Origin of the sequence: Burkholderia sp. FL-7-2-10-S1-D7 (assembly GCF_001524185.1) — a bacterium.
Taxonomy (GTDB): domain Bacteria; phylum Pseudomonadota; class Gammaproteobacteria; order Burkholderiales; family Burkholderiaceae; genus Burkholderia; species Burkholderia diffusa.
The window spans coordinates 1-1,182 of sequence record NZ_LOWY01000041.1; the positions used below are offsets into that span (position 1 = coordinate 1).

Below are 1,182 nucleotides of genomic sequence, written 5' to 3' on the forward strand. Positions count from 1 at the left end.
ACGTCCACATGCTGAGAGCCTGCTGCTAGTCATTCCTTCACTAGAGGCAGTAGTTGTAGGTGCTCAGTTCCTGGAGCACCGATGGCAAGCCAAGCACCTGAACCGTCCGCCTCTTCCGCACGTCCCGTCACAGTCGCTCCGCTCAAGCAGATCCAACTGGGTGACGTGGCGCTGACCATCGATGCATTTGGCCAATGGCTGGGCGCAATCACCGACGGAGCAGTGACCCTGGATCGCCTGCGCACCGTTGCAGGCAATCTGCCAGCGGTCCGTAACATCCTCAATCTGGCAGACCTGCTGGGCGATATCGTCACCCTCACCACACGCGAGCACCGTGATACCTCGGACTGGGCGATCGCGAGCATCAATCTGATCGGTCTGATGCCGGCCCCGGCCACCGCGCCTGCCCGCATGACGCTGCGGCCTACCCTGTTTCTCGCGCGACAGGAACTGACTGGCGAAAAATCCCTGGTCAGCGAGGCCCTGCTCAACACGTTGACGGTCAATCTGAACAGCAGCATTCGGGGCGAGTTGGACGACTTTGTAAAGCAGACCCAACAAAGGCTACCCGGTTTGCTGGATGAAGCCGCCACCTTTGGCGAAAGCCTCGTGCTGGATCTCGCCAGCGGTCTGGAGACCCTGACTCAGGCGAACAACGTTGTCGGCACGGCGCCCGGCAAAAGCGAATCAGGGAAGTCGTGGCGCGACCCCTCCGACTTGTTTTCCAACCTCTATGACGCGGCGCTTCAGTTTCAGCGCGATGCCGCCACCACAAGCCAGAGCGCCCCGGCACAAAGCCCTTCAAAAGAAACACGCGCCAAGATCGCCGCAAACGCCCAGCTACTGCGCCAGTTCGCCGCGCTCTTGGCCAGCCAGGTACGAGCGCAAGCCAATCCGTCGACGCAAGGTAGTGTCGGGTGGATCGTCGCCGGATTGCATCGGTCGCTCGAAGCGCGAGGGCCGCGCCGTTACCTGGCCGCCAATGTCAAGACCGATACGACGAGCCGGGCTGGATCGCTCCATCCAGGCGAATCCCTTGAGGCACGCGTCAAAGAACGCCCGGCCGACCAAGACGCCAACGTGTGCAAGATCGGAGCGCCGTCAGGCACCGGCAGCAGTATCAGCTTTGCCACGGGCAGCGAAACACTCAGCCACACCGACTTCACGCTACCCGGCCCATTT

The 1,182-nt window shown here is 61.8% G+C and carries 1 pseudogene; it reads left to right on the top strand.

From position 1 onward, the window contains the following. Positions 1–81: 81 nt before the first annotated feature. A pseudogene (locus tag WS75_RS16460) lies at positions 82–1,182 on the top strand (hypothetical protein); the annotation flags it as partial.